Origin of the sequence: Hahella sp. KA22, from assembly GCF_004135205.1 — a bacterium.
In the GTDB taxonomy this organism is placed as follows: Bacteria; Pseudomonadota; Gammaproteobacteria; order Pseudomonadales; family Oleiphilaceae; genus Hahella.
The window spans coordinates 2383938-2407469 of the sequence record NZ_CP035490.1 but is presented as its reverse complement, the minus strand read 5'-3'; the positions used below and the strand labels follow the sequence as shown (position 1 = coordinate 2407469).

Genomic DNA, 23532 nt, shown 5'->3' with positions numbered 1-23532 from the left:
ATCACGGAGGGCGCTGATGACGGAGAACCAGACCAACTTCCCCACACCCATCAAATTGTTACTGGTGGAGGACGACGAAGATGACTATATCATCGCCAAAGATCTCCTGGAGCAGATAGCGCCCTCGCAATTCGAGCTGGATTGGGCCAGCAACGCGGAAATAGCCCGCGCCGCCCTGGCCAGAGACGAACATCATGTCTGTCTTATGGACTATCGCTTAGGCCCGGATGACGGCCTGATGCTATTACGGGAGGCTCCCAAGCTGGGCTTTCACGGCCCGATAATCATGCTGACCGGCCAGGATGACAGCCGCCTTGACGCCGACGCGCTTCGTGGAGGCGCCGTCGATTATCTGGTGAAATCCGATCTCAACTCCGCCCATTTGGCCAGATCCATCCGTTATGCGCTGGCGCGCCGAGAGATGGAAACGGAGAGGCTGGAAAGACTGAAAGCGGAAGCGGAAAACCGTTCCAAAAGTGAGTTCCTGGCCCATCTCAGTCATGAGTTGCGCACGCCATTGACAGCCATTCTGGGTTATACCGAGCTGCTCATCGCGCAGGACAATGCGCCCGACAACCTGTCCTACCTGCAGATCGTCCAACGTAATGGGCAGCATTTATTAAGCCTGCTCAACGACATTCTGGACATCTCCAAGATCGAGGCAGGCAAGCTCGAAATGGAGTTTGTGCGCGTCAACCTGCAGGCATTTCTGGCCGACCTTTACTCTCTCATGGCGGTGTCCGCACAGGATAAAAACCTGCAACTGAGCTTTATCGCCGACTCGCCACTGCCGGAAAATATTGAAACTGACCCTATTCGTCTGCGACAGATATTGCTGAACCTGATCGGCAACGCCATCAAGTTCACCGAACAAGGGGAAGTCACCGTACGCGTACAGATGGTCAAGGAAGAGGAGCAGGAGAAAGTCCAGTTCAAAGTGCTGGATACCGGCCCCGGCATCAGCCTTCCGGACCAAAAGCGCCTCTTTCAGCCGTTCACCCAGGTTTACGCCAACAGCATGCGTCGTGGCGAAGGCGCGGGACTGGGACTGGCCATCAGCCGTCAGCTGGCGCACCGACTGGGCGGCGACATCCGCTTGAGCAGCAGACCTGGAGAAGGCAGTGATTTCACCGCTATCGTCAAACCCGGCCCGCTGGAAGGCGTTAAACGTATTCAACCTGACCTGGAAGCAGGTGATGCGATGGAGCCCCATGCCACGCGGACCCATCAAGTGCAGGGTCACCTGCTGGTCGCCGATGACTTGCCGGACATCCGTCGCCTGATCGGCCATCTGGTGGAAAGCGCCGGGGCGCAAGTCAGTTACGCGCAAAATGGCGCGGAGGCGGTTCGTATTGTATCTGAGGCTGCGCAATCGGATAACCCTATCGACCTGGTGATCATGGACATGCATATGCCGGTGCTGGATGGACACTCCGCCACCCGCGAACTGCGTCGCCGCGGCCACGAAACGCCTGTCCTGGCGCTAACCGCCGCCACCATGCGCGGTGAACGGGAACGCTGTCTGGCCAGCGGCTGTACCGATCATTTGAGCAAGCCGGTCAACGTCAATCAGCTATTCACATTGATTGAGCGCCATCTACCGAGCACACAAACCAGGTCGCCCTCCTTATTGCTGGTGGAAGATAATGCGGACGCGAGCGCCGCCACCGCGGCCCTGCTGGAGCACCTGGGCTGGCGCGTACACTGCGCCGCAAACGGCGCCGAAGCGCTGGAAATGGCGGAGAGAATAAGGCCTTCTGCGGTCGTACTGGATTTGAATCTTCCCGATACTGACGGCTACAGTCTGGCTCGAAAAATTCGCGACCAAGGCCTTGCAGACGCCCGCCTCATTGCATTAAGCGGTTATGCAGAGGATAAACGTCGCTCTTCAGAGGCAGGGTTTCAGCACCACTTAATGAAGCCGGTTTCTCTGGGCGAGCTGACAGCCGTGCTCCCCGCCAAAAGCTCACTCTGACGCCTATTGCGCTCTCTACTCCCAGGCCGACTTGTAAAAGCCACAACAAAGCGGCCCTCCTTTTTTCTTATTTACACGACTCACTTCCCGTTATTATCCTCAAAACGCTAGACACCATAAAAAAACCAGCCATTTCAAAGCATTACAAATAAACCCATATCTGGCACAGCTGTTGCTCTACTACTAGTGAACCGCGGACAACCCGCAAGAAGTAGATCCAAGGAATACTGAGGAGATCAATGATGACTAATTCAGAAACAAACAGCTTGAGAGATCTGGTAAAGGTGCTTAACGATGGCATCGACTTCTATACCGAAGCCAAAGACAAGGTGAAGAGCAATGCAGTGCGTTTGGTGTTCGAACGCATGTCAGCCATTCGCGAAGGCGCAGTAGGCCGGCTGCAGCCCTATATTGTCTTCGAAAAAGGCGAAAAAGAGACCGGACACACTCTCGGCGGCATTCTGCGTGAGCACTACGCCAAAATCCTGGCCGCCATCAAGGATAATTCAGAGCATGTGTATATCGAGCAGCTGGAGGAAGTCGAAGACAAGACTCTGGAAAAAGTCCGCGACGCCATCGAGGAAGTGAAGGCCCCCGGCGTTCAAGCCACTCTGCAGGATATCTATCCCACTTTGAAGCGCTGTCACGACGAGATGAGCCGCCTGCAGCGCGCGACTGCGTAAGCACTCGCCCCCCCCTACACGCCGCCGGGAGGCCTAAGGCGCCCGAGCGGCGAAGTCGGGCAATAACTATTTTTCTGGCTATACTTCAAAGTATGACTGTATCCATGCTGGTAATAAGATATGGCCCAACCATCCCCTCTCCCCTATTTCCATGCAACCACTCTCAGGCCAGACATACTGTCGGACTTGCGTGAAAGTTTCGAAAAAAATCTGGTAGAGCTGGAAGCCGCGCCCAACGACGCCACACTGATCGCCCGTCTCTGTGCAAACTATGAAGCCATCGCACAGGAAATAAAGTTCGCGGAGATCGAACTGGGGTCATTGATGCAGGGCATTTACACCATCATGGCCGGAATTGCTGACAAGCAATTGAACTTCCGTCCGGAAATCAGTGATTTGCTGCTACTGGCAATGGAGCGCATTCAGGTTTGCGCCGTCGCCATCGATAACGGCAGCTTCGAAAATATTCAAATGGTGGAGAACGCCAGGATCAGCGACCTGCTCTGCCAGCTTCCCAAGACAGTCGCGAACGGCCGCAACGAGGCCATGCAGGAGCTTTTGGCGCTGCTCGCCCCGGAGGTCAGCGCGCAAACGGCGGGACGCAACGCGAATGACGTTTATTCCGAGCTGCTGGCGCTATGGCGCAAGTACGATGTCCATACCAACGCCGACCTGCTGTTTTTTCTCAGCCTCGCGACGCCGGCTGAAGCACGGTCACGTTTTTGGCTGGGTAAAAACCGGCGTGTGCTCTTACTTGCCCTGGCGATGAATCGGCACGCGCGCGAGCCGGTCGATCCAGCCCAGCTTAGCGCCGCCGCGCTGGTGCATGATATCGGCATGTCCTTTCTTCCCCTCGATATCCTGCATAAGAGCAGCAGTCTTTCCAAGTCAGAAGATCACAGCATTCACAAGCACACCAGCGTAGGCAGCGCCTTGCTGATCAATATGCCGGAGTGGCAGGAATCCCGTCGCATTATTGATCAGCACCATGAGCATGTCAGCGGCAAGGGCTACCCTATTGGGCTGCGGGATCGCGAGATTTGCGAAGGAGCCAAGATCATCGCCATTGCGGACGCGTTTGAAGCGATTTCTCACCCACGCATCTACTCCAGCCGCTATAAACGTCCCTTTATCAGGGCTGTGCTGGAAATCAACAGCCGCTCTGGCAGCCAGTTCTCACAAAAGTGGGTCGATGTGTTCAACGCCGTCATCCGACCATTGAAATACGAGTTATACTAGCCCGCCTTGAACAAGCCGCACTCCTACCGGAGAGTGCGGCGCACCTCGATCGCCCAATCAGGATTTCGCTATTGACCACGAGAGCCCAACAGAAAGAGCGCACCCGTCAGGCGCTAATGAACGCCGCCCTGCAACAACTCGGTCCAGACCGCAACTTCGCCAGCCTCAGCCTGAGAGAAGTCGCGCGGGAAGCCGGCATCGCCCCCACCTCTTTTTATCGCCATTTCAATGACCTGGAAGAGCTCGGCCTGGCTCTCGTGGACGAAGCGGGCATCACCTTGCGCCGACTAATGCGGCAGGCGCGTAAAAGAGTCGCCAAGAAAGGGGGACTGGTTGAAACCTCCATCGATACTTTTTTCGAGTATCTGAACTCCAACGCCAACCTGTTTCGCTTACTGCTAAGGGAGAAAAGCGGCGTCTCATTGCGCTTTCGCACAGCCATCAAAGCGGAAACTGACCATTTCATTACTGAGCTGACGGCGGACCTGGGTCGATTCGGAGAAAATGGCGGCGCGCCATTACGGGACCCCAAAGCGGTCGCCGATGCGCTGGTGGTGCTGGTATTTAACTGCGGCTCAGAGGGCCTGGACGCCGACGCGGCGGAAAGAAAACAACTGAAACTAAAATTGTCCACTCAGCTACGCATGGTGTTGAGAGGCGGACTTGTGCAAGAAAAGAAGCCTGCGCCGCCGAGATAAGCGGCCCAGGCGAGTGATATCAGCGGCTCAACCAGTGATAGCGATCAGCGGACTAAGCGCCGCGTGAATCTTCTGTTTGAGCGCCTGCGCATCCTGCTCTGAATAGGGCTGCGCCGGACTCACGCCCCAAACCGGCTTCGGCCAGGCTGCGTCCGTAGGAAAGCGAACGATATGATGAAGATGCAGCTGCGGCACCATGTTGCCCAGAGCCGCCACATTCAACTTATGTCCATCAAACAGCGTCATCAGCGTCTTGCCGACTATCGCCGACTCGCGCATCAACTGCCCCTGGGCCTCGGGGTCCAGCTCATAAGCTTCGCGAGCGCCTTCCACCCTTGGAACCAGAATGCACCAGGGGTACTGGGCGTCATTCATCAGCAACAGGCGGCACAGAGGCAAATCGCCGATCACTATCGTGTCTTTCGCCAACTGCGCATGCAGCTCAAAACTCACAGCGTTTCTCCTTTATCTGCACTCAGGCTTCCGCACCCTTGCCGATACTTAGCCCACGACCAATGCCGTAATACTGTACGCCTTTACGCTGCACGCGATCAGGGTCATACAGGTTGCGGCCGTCGAAAATCACCGGCTCTTTCAGAGCGCTGACGATATAGCCGAAGTCCGGGGAACGGAACTCCTTCCACTCTGTACAGATAATCAGCGCGTCCGCGCCTTTCAGCGCCTGCTCTTTGGTGCCGCACAACATCAATTCGTCTTTGTCGGCGTATATGCGCTGGGTTTCCTCCATCGCTTTCGGGTCAAACGCCTGCACCTTGGCGCCGGCGGCCCACAACGACTCCATCAGAACACGACTTGACGCTTCCCGCATGTCATCCGTATTCGGCTTGAACGCCAGTCCCCACAGCGCAAAAGTGCGCCCCGCCAGCTTGCCATTGAAATGTTCACTGAGTTTACGGAACAGCACGTGCTTCTGGGAGTCGTTCACAGACTCCACCGAAGACAGCAACTTCGCATCGTAAGCCACATCTTTAGCCGTGCGTACAAGCGCCTTGACGTCTTTCGGGAAGCAAGAGCCGCCATAACCGCAACCAGGATAAATGAAGTGATACCCGATACGAGGATCAGAGCCAATGCCTTTACGCACCTGTTCAATATCCGCGCCGAGCAGTTCCGCCAGGTTGGCGATTTCATTCATAAAGCTGATCTTGGTGGCCAACATGGCGTTGGCGGCGTACTTGGTCAGCTCCGCCGAACGCACATCCATCACCACCATACGGTCGTGATTACGGTTGAACGGCTCGTAAGCCTCTCGCATCAGACTGACGGCGCGCTCACTTTGCGCACCCACGACAATGCGGTCCGGCTTCATAAAGTCGCCCACCGCATCGCCTTCCTTCAAAAACTCAGGGTTGGAGACGACGTCAAACTCCAGCGCAACGCCTCGTCTCGCCAGCTCGTCGCCGATAACCGCGCCAACCTTATCGCCAGTACCAACCGGCACCGTTGATTTATCCACGACCACTTTATAGTCCTGCATGTGACGCCCGATTGTACGCGCCACGGTCAAAACATATTGCAGATCCGCAGAACCATCTTCGTCCGGCGGCGTACCCACAGCGATAAACTGCAGGTCGCCAAACGCCACGGCTTCTTCAGCATTGGTCGTGAATGACAGGCGGCCCGCCTCCACATTCAGCTTCACAATGGGCTCAAGCCCTGGCTCATAGATTGGAATCAAACCGTTTTTCAGGTTCTGGATTTTCTTTTCGTCCACGTCGACGCAGAGCACTTGATGCCCGACGTCCGCCAGACAGGCGCCCGTCACCAAACCTACGTATCCGGTGCCGAAGATGGCTATTTTCATGAGTGCACGTTCCTATTGCTTAATCTCAGATCTCTTTCTGTTTGTTTTGCCAGACCGCTTCCCAATTCAAAGCGGACTTAACGATGACATTAAGATCATCATGATCGGGCTTCCAGCCCAGGACAGATTTGATTTTATCGTTCATCGCCACCAGCGCGTCAGGGTCGCCAGCGCGACGGTCAACTTCCTCAACAGGGAAGTCTTTGCCGGACTCCGCCTTCACGACATCGATCACTTCTTTCACGGTGAAGCCGCGTCCGTAGCCGCAGTTGAAAATATTGGAGCCGCCGCCCGCCTTCATATGATCCAGCGCCATAACGTGGGCTTTGGCCAAGTCATCAACGTGGATGTAATCGCGGATACAGGTGCCGTCGCGGGTATCATAGTCAGTGCCGAACACTTTCATACCTGCGCGCACGCCCTGCACGCACTCACAGGCCACTTTGATCAAGTGCGTCGCTTCCGGCGTCGCCTGGCCGATGCGGCTCTCCAGATCAGCGCCCGCCACATTGAAGTAGCGCAAAATGGTGTAATGGAGATCCGTCGCGAACGCCAGATCCTGAATCATGCGTTCACTCATCATCTTGGAAGCGCCGTATGGATTAATTGGCATTAAAGGCGTTTCTTCAGTGATCATCGTGTTCTCCGGCATGCCATAAACCGCCGCCGTGGAGGAGAATACCATGTAGGGAACCTTGTGCTTCTGGATAGCGCCCAACAGATTGAGCGTATTACGGGTATTGTTGCTGTAGTATTTAAGCGGATTCTCTACCGACTCAGGCACCACAATGTTGGCGGCGAAGTGCAGCACCGCCTCAAACTGACCTTTCTCAAACACGGCGTCCAGTGCTTCCGTGTCCGCCAGGTCCGCCCGCACCAGTTCACCGTAAGTGACCGCCCAGGGGTGGCCGGTGGACAGGTTGTCATACACTACGATGTCATGCCCGGCTTCGCCCAATTGACGCACTACGTGACTGCCGATATAGCCGGCGCCGCCTGTAACTAATACTTTCATTAATCCGTATCCTTAAATATTTTCATTGAGGTTAGCTGAATTCTTAAGATGATGGCTGTTGCTTCCGTCGCTCGTCTTTGGCTTCGGAACGCCGACGCTGAAAAAAACCGCTGAGAAGTTGCGAACAAGGTTGTTCCAGCACGCCGCCGGTCCATTCCAGTTTCCAATTAAAGTTATGTTCATCAAGCAGGCGGCTGCTACTGCATACAGCGCCAGCTTTGGGTTCATAGGCGCCGAACACCAGTCTGGACACGCGCGCATGCACCAGCGCGCCAAGACACATGACGCAAGGCTCCAGCGTCACATACAACGTGGAGCCCGGCAACCGGTAATTCCCCGCTACCGCGGAGGCTTTACGAATCGCACTGATTTCCGCGTGCGCGGTGGGGTCGTGACTGCGGATAGGCTGATTCCACCCTTCCCCCAGCACCTGACCGTCCCGCACCAGAATAGCGCCCACCGGCACCTCATCATAAGCCAGCGCTTGCGCAGCCAGGCCAAGCGCCCGCCGCATCCAGTATTCGTCTTCATCCGGTTTCCCGGGAAACGAATCAAAACCGTCCTGCATATTACTCTTTCAACTTTACAAATTTCGCCAGGGACCTTCCGACAAAAAGGAGCCCTCAGGCTCCTTCGATGATGGGGACAAATCCCTTAAGGCTATTCCGATTAACAGATTACTATCAGTGTGATTATTCCCACTCAATAGTAGCAGGCGGTTTGGACGAAACGTCGTAAACCACCCGTGACACGCCGGAAATCTCATTAATAATACGATTGGAGATCTTTTCCAATAGTTCATAAGGCAGATGCGCCCAGCGAGCCGTCATAAAATCGATGGTCTCCACCGCTCTCAGCGCAATGACGTATTCATAACGACGAGCGTCGCCGACTACGCCGACCGACTTAACCGGCAGGAATACTGCAAACGCCTGCGACACCTTGTGATACAGCTCCGCGTGATGCAGCTCTTCGATGAAGATCGCGTCCGCTTCGCGCAGAATATCCGCATATTCTTTCTTCACTTCGCCAAGGATACGCACGCCCAGACCCGGTCCCGGGAAGGGGTGGCGATATACCATATCGTAAGGAAGGCCCAGCTCCAGACCGATCTTACGGACTTCGTCCTTGAACAGCTCACGTAAAGGCTCAACCAGTTGCATCTCCATGTCTTCCGGCAATCCGCCAACATTGTGGTGGGATTTTATGACATGGGCTTTACCGGTTTTCGCGGCGGCGGACTCGATGACATCTGGATAAATAGTGCCCTGCGCCAGCCACTTCACGTCTTTAATCTTGGCGGCTTCTTCATCAAACACTTCAATGAAGGTATGGCCGATGATCTTGCGCTTGCGCTCTGGATCGTTTTCGCCAGCCAGCTTGCTCAGAAACTGCTCCTGCGCATTGGCGCGCACAACTTTGATGCCCATGTTCTTGGCGAACATGTCCATGACCTGATCGCCTTCGTGCAGACGCAAAAGGCCATTGTCCACGAACACGCAGGTCAGCTGGTCGCCAATGGCGCGGTGCAGCAGCGCAGCAACCACAGAGGAATCCACGCCGCCGGACAGGCCCAGCAACACTTTGTCCTGCCCAACTTGGTTACGAATCTGCGTGATGGCGTCTTCAATAATGCGTCCAGGCGTCCACAGTTGCTTACATCCGCAGATATTCACCAGGAAGCGCTCCAGCATGCGGCGCCCCTGTAGAGTGTGGGTCACTTCCGGGTGGAACTGCACGCCAAACCAGGGCTTGCTTTCATGCTGCATGGCGGCGATAGGCGCGCTGGGCGTGGAAGCGCTGATTACAAAGCTTTCCGGCAAAGTCACGACTTTATCGCCATGGCTCATCCAGACATCCAGCAGAGGCTTGCCGTCGTCAGCCACATGATCTTTGATATTTTCAAATAAACCGTCTTCGGAGCGCTCGATCTTCACCTGCGCATAGCCGAACTCCCGCACATTCGAGCCTGCAACCTTGCCACCCATCTGCTCCGCCATGGTCTGCATGCCATAGCAAATACCCAACAGAGGCAGATCCATACCAAACAGGCACTCAGGCGCACGCGGAGACCCCATTTCCGTCACAGACTCGGGGCCGCCGGCCAGAATCACGCCTTTAGGATTGAACTCGCGAATATCCGCTTCGCTCATATCGAAGGGGTAAATTTCGCAGTAAACGCCGATTTCGCGAACCCGGCGAGCAATCAACTGCGTGTATTGAGAACCGAAATCCAGGATCAGAATACGATGGGAATGAATATTTTCGGACATTCGAAGCCTTCCTCAGACAGAAACAAGGGCGGGGCCTTTCAGCCCCGCCATAGTTTAAAAAACATCTTTTCGGCGCCGGCCGCTATCGCCGCACGCCGTGGCGCCCACTCTCGGAACGCAGCCCGGTTTACGAGCCGCGCCCGACGAGAAGTGCATAAGCGCCATCATCAACCCGAGCGTCCCTATCCGCCAGAACGGTAGTTCGGCGCTTCCTTGGTGATCGTCACGTCGTGGACGTGGCTCTCATGGATGCCGGCGTTAGTAATGCGGGTGAACTGGGGCTTGGTGCGCATTTCTTCAATGGTTGCGCAGCCGGTGTAGCCCATGGAGGAACGCAGACCGCCCATCAGCTGATGCACCACATTAGTCAGTGGGCCTTTGCTGGCGACGCGCCCTTCAATACCTTCCGGCACCAGTTTCTCAACACCGGAACTGGCGTCCTGGAAGTAACGGTCACTGGAACCCTGGCTTTGCGCCATAGCGCCCAGAGACCCCATGCCGCGATAGGCTTTGTAGCTACGCCCCTGATACAGCTCCACTTCACCTGGCGATTCATCCGTACCCGCCAACAGACCGCCCACCATGACACTGGAGGCGCCAGCGGCGATCGCCTTGGCGATATCACCGGAGAAACGGATGCCGCCGTCAGCGACCAAAGGAACACCGCTGTCTTTCAGCGCCGCCGCCACATTCGCAATCGCTGACATTTGCGGTACGCCGATACCTGCGACGATACGCGTAGTACAGATAGAACCGGGGCCGATACCTACTTTGACGCCGTCTGCGCCGGCTTCCACCAGCGCCAGAGCCGCTTCGCCCGTGGCGATGTTGCCGCCGATAACCTGTACTTCAGGGAAATGAGTCTTCACCCAGCGCACGCGATTCAACACGCCGCGGGAGTGACCGTGGGCAGTATCGACCACGATGACGTCTACGCCAGCGGCGGCCAATGCAGCGATACGCTCATCAGTGCCTTCGCCAGTGCCGACCGCAGCGCCGACGCGCAAACGCCCCTGCTCATCCTTGGAGGCGCGCGGGTAGTCCTGCGCCTTCTGAATATCTTTCAGCGTGATCAAGCCCTTCAGCTCAAACTCGTTGTTCACCACCAACACTTTTTCGATACGGTGGCGGTGCAACAGGTTCTTCACCGTTTCCATGTCGTAACCTTCGGTGACGGTGACCAGCTTCTCTTTCGGCGTCATCAGTTCCTGAACTTTCTTGTTCAGATTGTTTTCAAAACGGATGTCGCGACCGGTGATAATGCCCACCAGATCCTTACCATCCACCACCGGCAGACCAGAGATGTTATTGGCCATGGTGATGGCGCGGACTTCACTGACCGTGTTGCTCGGCGAAACAGTGATGGGGTCTTTCACCACACCACTTTCAAATTTCTTCACCGTACGCACTTCCGCCGCTTGTTGCTCGATCGTCATATTCTTATGAATAATGCCGATACCGCCTTCCTGCGCCAATGCGATAGCCAAACGGGCTTCCGTTACGGTATCCATGGCGGCGGAGACAAGGGGGAGGTTAATCGTGATGTCGCGGGTAAGTCGGGTGGTCAGGCTGACGTCTTTGGGCAGGACTTCAGAATAACCGGGGATGAGGAGAACGTCGTCGAAGGTTAGCGCTTCTTGAGCTATGCGCAGCATATGAATCGCCTTTTTGCTTGCAAATAAGTTAATCGGACTATTATAAATTTTAAGGCATAATCAGTAAACTTACGGACTTCCCTAATACCCGCTTTTCTCTAAGAAATTCCGTATTTCGCCTGCAAATGGGCAAAACAAGCCACCGAGTTGGATAAAAATACAGCGTAATGAGCGAACTCAGCCCCCATTCCCCCCTTTCCGTCAGTGAATTAAACCGTCAAGTGCGCCGACTTTTGGAAGTCAGCTTCATGCAAGTCTGGGTGACGGGCGAAATCTCCAACTTCAGTTGCCCCAGTTCAGGACATTGGTATTTCTCTCTAAAGGACGACAAAGCACAGGTGCGCTGCGCCATGTTTCGCAATCGCAATATGTTTGTGAAACAGCGCCCCCGAGATGGCGAGGCGGTTACTTTGCGCGCCAAAGTCAGTCTTTATGAAGGACGCGGCGAGTTTCAGTTGATTGCGGAAGGTATGGAGCTGGCGGGAGAAGGCGAACTGCGGCGCGCATTCGAGGAATTAAAGCTGAAGCTGTCCCGCGAGGGCCTGTTTGATGACGCCCGCAAAAGACCATTGCCCGCCATGCCCAAACAGGTCGGCGTGATCACCTCGCCGACAGGCGCAGCAGTGCGCGATATTCTCACGGTATTGAAAAGACGCTTCCCCGCCATTCCCGTTTTATTGTTTCCGGTACCGGTTCAAGGCAAAGAAGCCGGACCGGCAATTGTCGCCGCGATAGCGAGCGCCAACCGACTGAATTGTTGCGACGTATTAATTGTCGGTCGCGGCGGCGGCTCACTGGAAGATCTGTGGGCCTTTAATGAAGAACCCGTGGCCCGCGCCATCGCAGCGAGCGCCATTCCTATCGTCAGCGCCGTCGGCCACGAGACCGACATTACCATCGCCGATCTGGTCGCCGACCTGCGCGCGCCCACGCCGTCCGCCGCTGCGGAAAAAGTCAGCCCGGATCAAGCCGAGTGGAAACACCGCTTTCTGCTTTACGAACAAAGGCTCAGCGCTGCTGCACAGCGGCTGCTAAGACAGGAAGGCATGCGTCTCAACCAGCTTCGCGAGCGCCTCAAGCATCCTGGCCGCCGCCTGCAGGAATCCGCGCAGCGCCTGGATGACCTGGAGATGCGCCTGCATCGGCAAGCGCAAAACCTGCTATCTGCTCGTCGCAGTCAGTTGACTCATCTACACGAGCGCCTGTTAGCGTCCAGCCCCAGGCAGTCCTTAAAAAACCGCCACGCTACAGTGGACGCTCTTGATCACCGCTTGCAAACCGCCGTCCTGTCCGTGCTAAGGCACAAGTCTCAGCACTTCGCCAAGTTGTGTGGACATATGGAAGCGGTCAGCCCTATCGCCACTCTCGCAAGAGGATACGCCATTGTTTCTGACGAAAACGGCCAGATTATTCGCAGCGAGAAAGAGGTGCGCACGGGACAAAAAGTCAAAGCCCGTCTCAGCGATGGTGAAATTCATTGCGAAGTGATCGCGCCCGCCTAGCTAAGCAGGCCCAGGTCCATCTCCGCGTTGCCGTGACAATCCGCCAAAGCGCTTCGAATACTATGAACGAATATATAAGAAGAGATGTATTAGAAGAGCTATATAAAGGAAAAGCCGCAGGGGACGCCCCGCGGCTCGATGAAGCGACTCAGCCGAGCAAAAAATGTGCTCGCGCCAATGCAATCGGGTCCTTGCGCTTTTTCTGCCATGCGCTGACGCTGACATTGGCGACGCGGTTGCCGCGACGGGTCAGCTTGCACTCCGCATAGGTCTCCTGATACAGACCCGCACGCAGGTAGTCCAAAGAAAAGTCGACAATCCGGGGGAAAGTGTCAATCTCCAGGAAAATGGCAAGATGGAACGCAGCGGCCAACTCCATGAATCCGCCGATCACGCCACCGTGAATCGCCGGCAAGATGGGGTTGCCCAAATTCTGCTCCCGCTTGGGCAGAATAAACACCACTTCATTGCCGAAACGCTCACAGCGCACGCCGAGGGTGCTGGCGTAGGGAATCAGTTCCAGAAGCTTGTTGTAGTCGCCGCTGCGGTGCGCCTGGGCGACGTGTTGCTGTAAAGACTCCATCATTACTTCCTGCCCTCGATCTTTTCCCAGAACCAGTCGGGGGACGCATCGCGCCCAATCCGCATGAACGTGGCGACGCAGTTGGCCACCGTGGTGTCCGGGCCCCGCTGAAAAGCTTCACAGCGAGTGAAGACGATCGTGCCGGTCACCCGATAGCAACGGGCGCGGGCGAAGACAGTTTTGCCGGGCTGCGCCGGACGCATGTAGTCCACCCGCAGATCCAGGGTAGGACACAACTCCAGCTCGGGCAGACAACACAATACGCTGCCGCCGGAAGCGGTATCCATCAACGTAGTGATGGCGCCGCCATGAATGACGCCCGTATCGGTGTCGCCAACGATGTGTTCGCTGTAAGGCAGTTCCAGCTCCAGGCCATCCGCATTGGCGCAAGTCACTTTGATGCCAAGTTCTCGACATTGATTAAGGCTATCCAGAAACCTCGATACCCGGCCAAAACGAATTTCGTCGTTCTCCCAGGGTTCGTACTGCTGCATGTTTCAGTTATCCGTCGCTATATAAATTGAATGAACGTCCTGCGCAGCGGCGACTGGATTTCATCAATCTCAATCGCCCCAGACGCAGAAGTGATTCAACCGCGGCGGCGTCACATGCGATACATTGTCGACGCTCCGCGATTACTCTTTCCCCGCCGCCGCATCCTCAAAGGTCTTACCGGCGCGCAGCGCTTTCAGAGCGCGGGACCGGAACTCCCGTTGAAACAGGATGGCCACCACTGCGCTGGTTATCGCCATAAACAATATTGGATGGATAAACCAGGTCAGTACGGCGAGTCCGTAATAGTATGACCGTAAACCCAGGTTAAAAGAATCCCCGGCCAGATTCGCCACCCGTGCGGCGGACTGGGCCAGCGCCTCACGCGCGCCGGAGCTGACCTTGTCCTCATAGGTCAAGGGCGCGCTGCTGATGAGCACACCGCAGAAGTTGTATTGCCGCATAGACCAGGTGAATTTGAAAAAGGAATACACGAACACCGCGCACAGCACCACCAGCTTGAGTTCCCACATGAACTTGCCGGTCTGGGCGATATAGGGTAGATCACTAAAGACGGACATGGCTTTGTCCGTATACCCTATAGCAGTGATCAAACCCGCGAGGATCAGCAAGCTGCTTGAGGCGAAGAAAGCGCCGTTGCGCTCCAGACTGCCCACTACAGAAGCGTCGGCGATACGGGCGTCGCGCATCAGCGTACGGCGCATCCAGTCGGCGCGGTACAAATCCAACGTATTGGAGAGACAGGGCCGGGTTTTCGCGCGGTGTTCCGAATAATAGGTGTAACCGACGCAATTCAATAAGAACCAGACGAGAGCAATATAATCCAGTAGATTCATAACACCATAATCGTTAGATACTTTGATATTATTTTTGACCATTTTTTGTAGAAATTCATTTAGACGCTTGGAGAAGATAATGCTACGCCTCTTTACATGTAGCCTGTGCCTAATCCTGATCTTGCTGCAAGGGTGCAGCGTGAACCCGGTCACCGGTAAACGCGAGATCATGATCATCAGCGAGCAGCAAGAGATGAGCCTGGGACAGGAACAGTACCACCCCGCGCAACAATCCCAGGGCGGACTGTATTATCTTGATCCGGAGCTGACCTTCTATGTACGCCAGGTGGGGGAAAAGCTCGCCAAAGTCAGCGACCGCCCTGACCTGCCCTATGAATTCGTAGTACTGAATAATTCCATCCCCAATGCCTGGGCGCTGCCCTCAGGCAAGATCGCCATCAACCGCGGCCTGTTAGCGAAGCTGGATGATGAGGCGCAGCTGGCCGCCGTGCTCGGCCACGAAATCGTTCACGCCGCAGCCCGCCACAGCGCCAAGCGCATGCAGTCGAATTTGCTTATCTCAGCTGGCGTGGCCGGCCTGGGACTGGCGCTGGACAATCAGGACTATCGAGACATATTAGTAGGCGGAGCCGCCATGGGCGCCACGATGGCGGTAGCGAAGTACGGTCGAGATCATGAGCTGGAGTCCGATCACTACGGCATGCAATACATGGCCGCCGCCGGTTACGACACCCAGGCTGCGGTGGAGCTGCAGCAACTGTTCGTGAAGCTTTCCGAGGGACATTCGCAGAATTGGCTGGAAGGCTTGTTCGCTTCACATCCGCCCTCTCCTGAACGCGTGGAAGAAAATCGACGCACCGCGCTGACGCTACCCAAGTCTAACTATCGCGGTAAAGACGCCTTCGTGAAGGCGACAGCGCGCCTGCTCAAAACCGCTCCCGCTTACGACGCCTACGACGAGGGCGTTCAGGCGTTAAAGGCGGGCGATGCCGACAAAGCGCTGCAACGGGCCAATCAGGCCATCAAGCTGGAGCCGGAAGAAGCGATGTTTTACTCCCTGCGCGGCGACATCTATAAAAAGCAGAACAAAGAATCCGCCGCCTTGAAGGAGTATGACAAAGCCGTATCGCTGAACCCTGATTACTTCGCTCACACTCTCAAGCGCGGCCTGGCTTATAAAGAGAAGGGAGACAGCGCCAAAGCCGCGCAGGATCTGCGCCGCGCCAACGATTTACTGCCGACTTCCGTGGCCAATCTGGCGCTGGGCGATATTGAAGCGCAGAGCAATAATTCCGCCGCCGCGATCAGCCACTACAGCGCAGCGGCGGAGGCGTCAGGAGCTTACGGCCAGGAAGCCCGCCAGAAGCTATCGCGCCTGGACTTGCCGAAGAATCCTGAGCGTTATCTGCAACTGCAGACACTGAAAGATAAGCAAGGTCGCGCCTTCATTACCTATATCAATCAAAGCGCTTTGGAAGTGAACAATATTGTGGTCGAAGTGGCCTTGATAAACGCGAGCGGCTGGGTCATGAAGCAGGACACCCTCACCTTGGGGCCCGCCAGTCCCGGTCAACAGGCCAAACCGGTGTTCAGCGCCATTGCGACGGAGGCGGCGCAGCGTAAGGACTTATCGCTGCTCACCCGTCTGCATAGCTACCGTTTACGCTAACCCTCAGCGGACGCCGCCAAAGCCAGGATATGTGCGAAGGCGGCGTCTGGATCTTCCTGCATAAAACAATGTCCGCCCGGAAGCGATTGTAATCGCACCCTTCGATTGACGGACGCCGCCCGCTGCGCGGACTTCACAACGAATGGATAAGAGCTTTCCCCATAAATAATCGCCATGGGTTGGCGCACGTGTTTGATGGCAGGCCACAGTCTATCTGGAAAGGTTGCGAACACCGCCGCCTCCAAACGTGGCGGACACTTCAGGGTCAATCCCTGCTCGGATTCCTGCAGCGCATGCTGGATATAGGCGTCCAATGCGTCGGCGCGCCAGCCTTTGAGCATCCCGCGTCCCTCAAAATACTCACGCGCCGCCGCTATGTCGTCCCAGCCATCGCGCCGGTTTTCGGCCCGCGCCGCCAAGGGATTGGGGGCGCGCAATCGCAACCAGCGATAGGCGGTCAGCGCTCGCAACATGGTTGGAGTGAAATAGACCGGGTCCAGCGCCACCACCTGATCGAACGCATCCTGGTGGGCCGCGGCGATCAGCGTCGTCAACACGCCGCCGAAACTGTGTCCCATGCCTAGCGCCGGAACCGCGCCATAATCCGCACGAAAATGCCGCCAGGCGGCGTAGGCGGTTTCCGCCGTTGCATTCCAGCCGCGAAACGACCCACCGGCGTCGCTGTCGCCATGTCCCTGCGCGTCGCTGAGAAACAAGTCGTAATGCTCGGCGAGCAGGCGCAACAAAGGCTCATAGGTTAATCCACAGAAACCGTTGCCATGCATAAAGTGCAGTATCGGTTTGCCCGAGGGGCGGCTGCGCCAGCCTCGAATCATCATTCCCGGCTCCGCGGCATACTCCCAGGGAGTTAACGTCACTAGTAGCGACTCCGGCGCGGCCTTATGCACATCGGGCATACCAGAGAGTGAGGCTTGGCTCATACTTCGTCCTTATCCTCTATTTCATTCATCAAAGCGCGTACTTGTTCATCCTGTTCACAGTAGATACTGGGATACAGGTTGTCCCGCCACCAGTGTATCCATTTAAGCGTCTGAAATCCGTCGAACCAACAGTGAAAGTGGCGACGGAAGACTTGCTCAGTGGAGGATTGCGCAGCAAAACGACGCACTGCTCCGGCGACAGCGAACGCCTCCAGAGCCTGATTGGCTAAATCCGCGCGCCCGGTGTACGCGCTTAACGCCTCGGCGAGCTTAGATATCGACGCTTCCGGCTGTTCCCGCAGACGCCACAGCATCGCCACGGATTGCAAAAGTATGTGTAAACACGGGTAGGTCGCCGGGTGATAGAAGGCCATCGCACCCTCACCTTCCAGCGCCGTTTGCAGCGCTGGCCCGGTTCCAAAAGGAACCCGGCTGCTCAGCCGCCCGCTTAAAACGATTGCTTCGCCTTGCGGCTGCAATACCGGACCCAGCTTGGCGAGCTTGTTAAGCAGGTAAAAGTCTTCCCCCGCCGCACGCAAAGGCATTCCTCGCACCATCGCGTAGGCGTCCGCGCGACAAGCCAGTGTGCTGCCGATAGTGTGATACGCATAGGGAGACCCCGCCGCCTGCAAACCCACCACGTAGCTGCGTAACTTGTTGTCATAAATTCGCATCAGACGTTGCTGTCTCGCGTCGCCTTCGCCACGGTGGCGAAACGGGTAAACCAGCGCGACGCCGCCGTCAGCTTGGGCCGCTTGATCGAAATAATCCGCAGGAAGCTCCGCGTCAGCGTCGGTGAAGTGAATCCACGTAGTTTGCAGGTAGCCGCTCGCGATCAAAGCCAAAGCCATATCGCCGCCGATTTTGCGGGCCAGCCCCACCCCCTGCTCTTTGGGAATCAGGGTTTCCTGAGCGCACCGATCCACCAGCAGGACAGCTGCGCCACCAATCTCCAACAGTTCCACATTGGCGTGGCGCCACAGGATACGGCCTTCGCTTTGCGCGCGCCGCAAACACGCCTGGGTCGCCGCCAATGCACCCGCATCCGCCGATACCGGCGCGTTGATCACCCAGATTTGCAAGCAATCGGCGTGAGTTAAAGATGCCGCGACGCGCTTAAGCCCTGCATAATCCTCAGCAAAGGCTGGAATGATAATAACGCCGCGCCAGCGTCCCTCTATGCCCGCAAGCGCCTGGCTTTCCGCTTCCGCGTATTCCCGCAGATACTTGACCACCGCCTTGCATGGCTTGCATGCCTGCGTAACCGCCTCCGCCATTTACGCCAGCCTACTCAACGAAGCCGGATTGCAACGTCGCATGAGGGGGAGCCAGCAGAGCGCCCCGTAAACGCCAGTATGCATAAGCCGCCGTCGCAGCGGCGCTGATTAGCGGCGCCAGCAACCACAACTCCCAGTGCAGGCTAAAAGGCAGCTCAAACAGTCGATATTGCAGAAATCCCGCCACGCTCTCGGCCACGATAACGCCCATGACGCCGGCAAAGGCGCCAATCAGGCTGAACTCTCCTACGGTCGCGCCAATTACAACGCGCCGGTGGGCGCCCAGCGCCCGAAACAGCGCAGTCTCCGCACGTCGCGAAGGCGCCTCGCGCGCCAGCAACGACGCCACCACCAACAGCGCCGCCGCGAAAATCAGCGCCAATAACGCTTCTATCGCCAAAGACACCTGCGCGATGACTTCCCGCACTTTCACCACAAATTGATCCAACTCCAGCACCGACACGGTGGGAAACTGGCGATTAATCTGGTTCACCATCTCAGTTTTGTTATCGCCCAGATAAGCGCTGGTCAGATAGGTCGCAGCGAAGCCATCCAGGGCGCCGGGCGCGAAAGCCATGTAAAAGTTAGGCTTAAGGCTGTCCCACTGTACGCTGCGAATGCTCTGTACTTTCGACTCCAATGTAGCGCCGCCGATCTGGAAAGTCAGAGCGTCCCCCAGCTTCACGTCAAGTCGCTGCGCCAACTGGCTTTCAATCGACACGCCGGGAACGCCGCCTTGCGCGCTCGACGCCCCATCCCACCAGGTACCGCTCAGGATTCGGTTATCTTCCGGCAGATCCGCCATCCAGGTTAGATTGAGTTCCCGGTTCAAAGCGCCGACCTCTCGCTCCTTGCTGACCACCGTCCGCACAGGTTCGCCGTTGATATGGGTCAGACGGCCGCGCACCATGGGATACAATGGCGCCGCAGCGATATTATTCTGCTCGAACAAGGTTCGCATCGGCTCCACTTCATAGGGAGCGATGTTGATAAAGAAGTGATTCGGCGCATTTTCCGGAATTTGCGCCCGCCAGTTATCCACCAGCTCCGTTCGCACCAGAAACAGGGTCAACAGCAAAGCCCAGGCGCTGCCCAGCGCCAGTACGTGCGGCACCGTCGACCAGGGGCGACGCTTCAACTGATCGGCGCCGGCCCGCAGCGCCCCCGGGGTGACCGTGCGACGCGGCGGACGCAGCTTCACCCACATTTTCATGAGCCAGGCCGCTACGGCGATCATCACCGCCAGTCCGACCAATACAGCAGCGACGATGGTTAATTCACCGCTGTAGACCATCAACAACGCCGCAAAGCCGATCAGGGCGGACAGCATGCGCGACTTGGAGAATCCAAGCATGCGCTGAAAGTCCGCATTGGCCGCCGCCTGCCGCAGAATAAACATGGGGGGTTGCTTGGCCAGGGCCCGAAACACCGGCCAGGCGAACGCCGCCAGTACAATCGCCAGTGTCAGCAGCGGCAACCAGATCCAATTAAGAGGCAAGGATGTATGCAGCGGCGGCAGCATATCGCCCATGGCCCACACCGCCCATTGCTCAAAGAGCAGCCCGCACCCCAGCCCCAATATCGACGCGGTTACGGCGGAAATTAACAACAGTGACGCAAAACGCATGCGTAGCTGACCACTGCGACACCCCAGGGTTTTCAGCAGAGCCACCGTGTCTTTCTGCTGCTGAGCGTAATACTGCGCCGTGACGGTGAGCGCCACCGCCGCCAGCAGCACGCCCAATACGCCGCCTAATAACAGATAACGCTCGGCCCGCTCTATCGCCCGCGAGACTGCCGGACGACCGTCTTTCGCTGAGACGATGCGCTCGGAGGCGGTCAGTGACGACGCAATGTCCGCATTGAACTGCTCCAGTCGCGGCTCGTCGCCGGCCAGCAGCAGGCGATATTTCAAGCGGCTTCCAGGCTGCGCCACCGCCGTGGCGGCGACATCCTCGTAGTTCATCAAAACGCGGGGGGCCACATTCATGAAAGAAAAAGAAGGGTCAGGCTCCTTCGTCAGTAACCCGGTCACTTTTAACTGCTTATGCCCAACGCCAACGGCGTCCCCCAACTGCACGCCCAGCAGGGAGAACAGTCTTGGCGCCAGCCAGACTTCGCCTTGCGCCGGCCCCTGCTTCACCGTCTGCGAGGGAGCGCCTGCCTGAGTCACCACGCCCACTTCGCCTTTCAGCGGATACCCTTCATCCACCGCTTTGACTGCGACCAATTGAAACTGATCGCCACGGTTCAACATGGTGGAGAATTCCAGCGTGAACGCGGTCTCCAAACCCAATTTCTGCGCTTCTTTCACCCAGGCGTCGGAAAGATTGCCGGAGCTTTCGATTACCTGATCGCCACCGAGGAACCGGGAGGCGCCGTCATCGAAAACCGCCTTCAATCGCCCGGTAAAGGCCGTGATCGACGCCACCGTCAGCACAGCGACAAACAGCGCAAGCCACAACAAACGGAATGAAGGCTGTCTCCACTCTCTCAGCCAGAGTTGCAGCGGTCGCGTAGAACCTGTCATTACGCGGCCTCCAGAACGCCTTGATCCAGCGCCAGAGAACGCCCGCAGCGGCCCGCCAGTTCGCGGTCATGGGTGACCAGTATCAACGTCGTTGAATGCTGCTTGTTCAGGTCGAACAGCAGATCCATGATGTGCTGCCCGGTTTCCAGATCCAGATTTCCAGTGGGTTCATCCGCAAATAGAATATCAGGCTCCGTGGCGAAGGCCCTGGCCACAGCAACCCGCTGTTGCTCGCCTCCGGACAACTGGCGCGGGTAATGCCCTTCCCGCTCCAACAGTCCAACCCGGTCCAACCACTGGCGCGCCCGCTCACGGCTGTCCGCGGCGCCAGCGAGATCCAGGGGCAACATCACATTTTCCAGAGCCGTCATGGTGGGAATAAGCTGAAAGGATTGAAAAACAAAACCGACATGTTGAGCGCGAATCGCCGCGCGGCCATCTTCGTCCAGTTGCGCCAGATCCTTGCCCAGCATACGCACCTGACCCGCTGACGGCAGGTCAAGGCCCGCCATGATGCTCAGCAGAGTGGTCTTGCCTGAGCCGGAGCGCCCGATAATCGCCAGCGACTCTCCCACCTTGATTTGTATATCGACGCCTTTCAATATGTCCAGACGACCGCTACCATTGGAGACACTTTTCGTCAGCGATTTAACCTCAAGTACATCTACCGAAGTCATGCTAGCAACCTCATTCCTCAATCTGTTTCAACGTCATGTCATCAAGTACGTCTGGACTTTATTTGCGCTCTGCTGCCTGATGGTAAGCCCTATCGCACAGGCTGTCACAGATAAATCGCAACCGGTAAAAATCGTCGTGTTAGGGGACAGTCTCAGCGCCGCTTATGGCATTCCGCTGGAATCCGGCTGGATCACGCTGATGGAAAACGAGCTGCGCGCCACCTACCCCAACCTCACCCTGATCAACGCCAGCATTTCCGGCGAAACCACCGGCGGCGGTCGCGCCCGCCTGTCGGCGTTATTGCAAGATCACAAGCCGGATATCGTGCTGCTGGAGCTGGGCGGCAACGACGGGCTGCGCGGTTTTCCCCTCAACATCATTAAAAACAATCTGGCGTCCATGCTGGAAAGCATCGCTGGCGCCGGCGCAAAGGCCATGCTGATCGGCATGCGCATTCCGCCCAACTATGGACCGGCCTATGCTGAAGGATTCCATCAGATCTACCAAGACCTGGCCAGTGAACAAAAAGTCACGTTAGTCCCCTTCCTTTTGGATAACGTCGCGCTTGATCCCAGTTTGATGCAGTCTGACGGCATTCACCCCAACGCCAAGGGCCAGCCGCTATTGGTGGAGAATGTGTTGCCGCATTTAAATTCTCTGCTAAGTCATTGATCCAAGCGACGCTTATTTGCACTCTTTATAGCTATTGCTAGTCTTAAAGTAAGTCATACTATTGAGGCCGGCTATATGGTGATCCCGCGGATTCGACCGGGATGGTTGTTGTATCTGCTGGCGGCGTGGGCGTTCAGCGGCCATGTCGGCGCAGCGATAATCAATAACAACAACGTCTTCCAGATCAGCGAACAGATGCAGATCAAGGCCCAGCGCCTGATCGCCGCTCAGAACAAATCTGTTGATGAATCTGACGCGCCGGTATTTCAGGACAAATTGCCCAATCAGGTTTACGCGAAGGCGCTGGACGCCTATGCGCAAATTCGTCAGTTGATGACATTGAACAACCTGCCCCCCATCGAAGATAAGCAACTCCCCTTCCAGATTTTCAGACCTAAAGACGTATACGATCTGTTGGAGCAAGCGGACCAGGGCCTCAACGCCATTCTGGAGGCCAAATCCATCAGTACGGAAGCGGAGTTCGAACGCCCCTTGGGCAAGTCCGGCGCCGATGTCTACCAGAGCTTATGGAAACTCACCAATGTACTGTCCGTGCTGGCGCCGCCGCCTGATATCGGCGATACGCAAAAACAATTCAAGTTGATCGAAGATGAGCTTCGGTTGCTGGCCCGGGCGCAGAATCTTAAATTCATCGAGCCGCAAAAGAATCAGTACAGCGATAAGAGCATCCGTGATGTGATGCTCGCGCTATACCAGGACTACCATCTGCTTGGCAGGCTGCAACGTAATCTGGAGGTGGAGCCCACCAGTCCGGAAGCCATCCCCAGCGGCGCCTTGACCGTGCTGGATGCTTACGACGGCGCACGCAGCGTGCTGGCGGAGATCCATCGCATGAAAGCCAGCCTCAATATCGAGCAGCGCAGCCTGGCGCCATCGGGAGAGGCCAACGCCTCCCTGAACAGTCTGTATGCGCAGGCGAAAAAAATCCATGATTTGCTGATAAGCCTGCTGAGCGGTATGACTCCAGCGGGTTAATAGCGATGTAA

At 56.7% G+C, this 23532-nt stretch carries 21 protein-coding genes; 8 read left to right on the top strand and 13 right to left on the bottom strand.

From position 1 onward, the window contains the following. Window positions 1-16: 16 nt before the first annotated feature. The 4 genes from EUZ85_RS10780 (at window position 17) to fabR (ending at window position 4595) form a co-directional block, all read left to right on the top strand. Window positions 17-1975, top strand: a complete 1959-nt coding sequence (locus EUZ85_RS10780; RefSeq protein WP_127969301.1) for a response regulator — start codon at window positions 17-19, stop codon at window positions 1973-1975. Window positions 1976-2217: 242 nt separating this feature from the next. After that, on the top strand, window positions 2218-2658 hold the full coding sequence (locus tag EUZ85_RS10775) for a PA2169 family four-helix-bundle protein (protein WP_168199897.1): 441 nt from the start codon (window positions 2218-2220) through the stop codon (window positions 2656-2658). A 120-nt stretch (window positions 2659-2778) separates the two neighbouring features. Beyond that, complete coding sequence (locus EUZ85_RS10770) at window positions 2779-3897, top strand: HD-GYP domain-containing protein (protein ID WP_127969299.1); 1119 nt, start codon at window positions 2779-2781, stop codon at window positions 3895-3897. Window positions 3898-3968: 71 nt separating this feature from the next. After that, a complete protein-coding gene (gene fabR, locus EUZ85_RS10765; protein ID WP_127969298.1) occupies window positions 3969-4595 on the top strand; it encodes an HTH-type transcriptional repressor FabR in 627 nt (208 codons plus the stop codon). 27 nt (window positions 4596-4622) lie between these two features. Here the strand turns inward: fabR and EUZ85_RS10760 are convergent, their stop codons facing one another. The 6 genes from EUZ85_RS10760 to guaB form a co-directional block, all read right to left on the bottom strand. Next, complete coding sequence (locus EUZ85_RS10760) at window positions 4623-5048, bottom strand: HIT domain-containing protein (protein WP_127969297.1); 426 nt, start codon at window positions 5046-5048, stop codon at window positions 4623-4625. Window positions 5049-5070: 22 nt separating this feature from the next. Next, window positions 5071-6420, bottom strand: coding sequence for a UDP-glucose/GDP-mannose dehydrogenase family protein (locus tag EUZ85_RS10755; protein WP_127969296.1), 1350 nt, complete (start codon window positions 6418-6420; stop codon window positions 5071-5073). 25 nt (window positions 6421-6445) lie between these two features. Next, entirely contained in the window at window positions 6446-7435 is a 990-nt protein-coding gene (gene galE, locus EUZ85_RS10750; RefSeq protein ID WP_127969295.1) for a UDP-glucose 4-epimerase GalE, read from the bottom strand. Window positions 7436-7478: 43 nt separating this feature from the next. Then, window positions 7479-8003, bottom strand: a complete 525-nt coding sequence (gene tadA / locus EUZ85_RS10745; protein ID WP_127969294.1) for a tRNA adenosine(34) deaminase TadA — start codon at window positions 8001-8003, stop codon at window positions 7479-7481. A 124-nt stretch (window positions 8004-8127) separates the two neighbouring features. Continuing rightward, window positions 8128-9708 carry a glutamine-hydrolyzing GMP synthase gene (gene guaA / locus EUZ85_RS10740; protein WP_127969293.1) on the bottom strand — a complete coding sequence of 527 codons (1581 nt, stop codon included), beginning with the start codon at window positions 9706-9708 and terminating at the stop codon, window positions 8128-8130. 182 nt (window positions 9709-9890) lie between these two features. Next, window positions 9891-11363, bottom strand: a complete 1473-nt coding sequence (guaB, locus tag EUZ85_RS10735) for an IMP dehydrogenase (protein ID WP_127969292.1) — start codon at window positions 11361-11363, stop codon at window positions 9891-9893. 167 nt (window positions 11364-11530) lie between these two features. On the opposite strand from guaB, the gene xseA reads away from it, so the two are divergent. Beyond that, window positions 11531-12865, top strand: a complete 1335-nt coding sequence (xseA, locus tag EUZ85_RS10730) for an exodeoxyribonuclease VII large subunit (RefSeq protein ID WP_127969291.1) — start codon at window positions 11531-11533, stop codon at window positions 12863-12865. A 148-nt stretch (window positions 12866-13013) separates the two neighbouring features. Here the strand turns inward: xseA and EUZ85_RS10725 are convergent, their stop codons facing one another. The 3 genes from EUZ85_RS10725 to EUZ85_RS10715 all read right to left on the bottom strand — a co-directional run bounded on the left by EUZ85_RS10725 (window position 13014) and on the right by EUZ85_RS10715 (window position 14797). Next, entirely contained in the window at window positions 13014-13448 is a 435-nt protein-coding gene (locus tag EUZ85_RS10725; RefSeq protein ID WP_206618130.1) for a PaaI family thioesterase, read from the bottom strand. Window positions 13449-13450: 2 nt separating this feature from the next. Continuing rightward, window positions 13451-13942, bottom strand: coding sequence for a PaaI family thioesterase (locus EUZ85_RS10720; RefSeq protein WP_127969289.1), 492 nt, complete (start codon window positions 13940-13942; stop codon window positions 13451-13453). A 141-nt stretch (window positions 13943-14083) separates the two neighbouring features. Then, entirely contained in the window at window positions 14084-14797 is a 714-nt protein-coding gene (locus EUZ85_RS10715) for a DUF599 domain-containing protein (RefSeq protein ID WP_127969288.1), read from the bottom strand. A gap of 79 nt (window positions 14798-14876) precedes the next feature. On the opposite strand from EUZ85_RS10715, the gene EUZ85_RS10710 reads away from it, so the two are divergent. Next, complete coding sequence (locus EUZ85_RS10710) at window positions 14877-16427, top strand: M48 family metalloprotease (RefSeq protein ID WP_127969287.1); 1551 nt, start codon at window positions 14877-14879, stop codon at window positions 16425-16427. Here EUZ85_RS10710 and EUZ85_RS10705 read toward each other — a convergent pair. The 4 genes from EUZ85_RS10705 to EUZ85_RS10690 are packed head-to-tail and all read right to left on the bottom strand — an operon-like array spanning window position 16424 to window position 21852. Further along, window positions 16424-17368 (bottom strand): alpha/beta fold hydrolase, encoded by a 945-nt coding sequence (locus EUZ85_RS10705; protein WP_127969286.1) that lies wholly within the window; start codon window positions 17366-17368, stop codon window positions 16424-16426. The two genes, EUZ85_RS10710 and EUZ85_RS10705, sit on opposite strands and share 4 nt — an antisense overlap. Then, window positions 17365-18645 (bottom strand): hypothetical protein, encoded by a 1281-nt coding sequence (locus EUZ85_RS10700; RefSeq protein WP_127969285.1) that lies wholly within the window; start codon window positions 18643-18645, stop codon window positions 17365-17367. The genes EUZ85_RS10705 and EUZ85_RS10700 overlap by 4 nt, the downstream gene beginning before the upstream one ends. Window positions 18646-18655: 10 nt before the next feature. After that, window positions 18656-21175 carry an ABC transporter permease gene (locus EUZ85_RS10695; protein ID WP_127969284.1) on the bottom strand — a complete coding sequence of 840 codons (2520 nt, stop codon included), beginning with the start codon at window positions 21173-21175 and terminating at the stop codon, window positions 18656-18658. After that, on the bottom strand, window positions 21175-21852 hold the full coding sequence (locus tag EUZ85_RS10690; protein ID WP_127969283.1) for an ABC transporter ATP-binding protein: 678 nt from the start codon (window positions 21850-21852) through the stop codon (window positions 21175-21177). Before EUZ85_RS10690 ends, EUZ85_RS10695 begins: the two co-directional genes overlap by 1 nt. On the opposite strand from EUZ85_RS10690, the gene EUZ85_RS10685 reads away from it, so the two are divergent. Continuing rightward, on the top strand, window positions 21851-22525 hold the full coding sequence (locus tag EUZ85_RS10685; RefSeq protein ID WP_127969282.1) for an arylesterase: 675 nt from the start codon (window positions 21851-21853) through the stop codon (window positions 22523-22525). The two genes, EUZ85_RS10690 and EUZ85_RS10685, sit on opposite strands and share 2 nt — an antisense overlap. A 75-nt stretch (window positions 22526-22600) precedes the next feature. Continuing rightward, window positions 22601-23521 (top strand): hypothetical protein, encoded by a 921-nt coding sequence (locus EUZ85_RS10680; RefSeq protein WP_127969281.1) that lies wholly within the window; start codon window positions 22601-22603, stop codon window positions 23519-23521. The last annotated feature ends 11 nt before the right edge of the window (window positions 23522-23532 follow it).